Here is a 1,185-nt window from a genome sequence, read left to right on the forward strand (position 1 = left end):
AGACAATGCAAGATTTCACAGAATGAAACGCTTGCAAGAGCTTATCAATAACACAACATACAAACACATCATCTTACCATTACCACCTTACTCACTCAAGCTAAACCCAATAGAGCAAACTTGGGCAACGATTAAAAGATGGCTTAGAAGTCATTTGTCAGAGTTTGATACAATCGAAGAGAGTTTGAAGTGTTATTTTGGGGTTTGGTGAGTATATCAATCAAATTATCCAAGAACGCCTAGCAAATACACTATTGCACTCCAAAAAACCTGCCACAGAACCAAAAAACCAATAAATATGACAGACTTAGGCAAACAAGGTGGTTTTGGTGTCTCAACCGAGCACAATCTGGTTTCATACAACAAGGCCATACCTGACGATACAGATATCGAGCGTGAGAAATTTTATCAAGATGAGGAATATGATGAAGATTACGAATATAACAATTTAGATAGCGATGAGTTAAGTTTGTACACAAAAATGCACCAACAAAATTCAATGGAATTACTAGAACCAGATGAAGAGATTGGTATTGATGAGCCTGATGATTTTGAGGAAAATTTATGATTAACCAAGGCGTTATTCTCAAACCAGAACACAAAACAAACTTATTTCGTCAAAAAATACTAGATAAACGCAATATTGATCCAAAAAAGCTATATTTTTTGCACAATGTGCGTAATGGCATTGATTTGGATTTAGAAAAGCTGGCAATGCTGGAACAAAAAATAAGATACATCAAGCAATCCCTACCCCATCAGAATATCAATCACGATAAAACTGCTGAATCTCCTATTCAATAAAGCTATCGCATCTTTATTATTGATGGGTATTTTGATAATCCTGATAATATTGATTATAATCAAATATCAGATATGACAGATATAGAATTTTATCAATTAATGGATGTCGGTTATCATTTTATCATTTTTGTTTGTAGCAACGATAAATCAGATAACGACTTAAAATGGATAAATCCAGATGATTTTATGGCAGACATTAAACTTGCCAAAATCTCTGCTTATCTGTAAGTGTTATGGATTATACAACCAAGCAAAACTATTTTTAGACAAGATTGCCGACTCAAAACAATAGACCTCCTGCAAAACCCTTCCTATGCTAAAATACCTCAATGAACTATGAAGCTATCCTAGCAGACAGTGGTTATCAAGGCATACAGCATT

4 protein-coding genes are annotated in these 1,185 nt (G+C 34.2%); all 4 read left to right on the plus strand.

Annotated elements, in window-relative coordinates; translation table 11 throughout:
- Positions 1-211 (plus strand): transposase (locus K941_RS0112540; RefSeq protein ID WP_029103854.1); only part of this gene is annotated, 211 nt, incomplete at its 5' end.
- Positions 212-298: 87 nt separating this feature from the next.
- On the plus strand, positions 299-568 hold the full coding sequence (locus K941_RS0112545; protein ID WP_029103855.1) for a hypothetical protein: 270 nt from the start codon (positions 299-301) through the stop codon (positions 566-568).
- The gene (locus tag K941_RS0112550) at positions 565-804 is read left to right on the plus strand and encodes a hypothetical protein (protein ID WP_029103856.1); all 240 of its coding nucleotides are present in this window, start codon (positions 565-567) and stop codon (positions 802-804) included. The genes K941_RS0112545 and K941_RS0112550 overlap by 4 nt, the downstream gene beginning before the upstream one ends.
- Positions 805-876: 72 nt before the next feature.
- Complete coding sequence (locus K941_RS17290; protein ID WP_156892349.1) at positions 877-1,032, plus strand: hypothetical protein; 156 nt, start codon at positions 877-879, stop codon at positions 1,030-1,032.
- Positions 1,033-1,185: the final 153 nt, after the last annotated feature.

It is taken from the genome of Moraxella caprae DSM 19149, assembly GCF_000426885.1.
In the GTDB taxonomy this organism is placed as follows: Bacteria; Pseudomonadota; Gammaproteobacteria; order Pseudomonadales; family Moraxellaceae; genus Moraxella; species Moraxella caprae.

What these genes read in the sequence shown, in the direction of transcription:
- K941_RS0112545 (WP_029103855.1), top strand. Translation starts at nt 299, where the DNA reads ATGACAGACTTAGGCAAACAAGGTGGTTTTGGTGTCTCAACCGAGCAC.
- K941_RS17290 (WP_156892349.1), top strand. Translation starts at nt 877, where the DNA reads ATGACAGATATAGAATTTTATCAATTAATGGATGTCGGTTATCATTTT.
- K941_RS0112550 (WP_029103856.1), top strand. Translation starts at nt 565, where the DNA reads ATGATTAACCAAGGCGTTATTCTCAAACCAGAACACAAAACAAACTTA.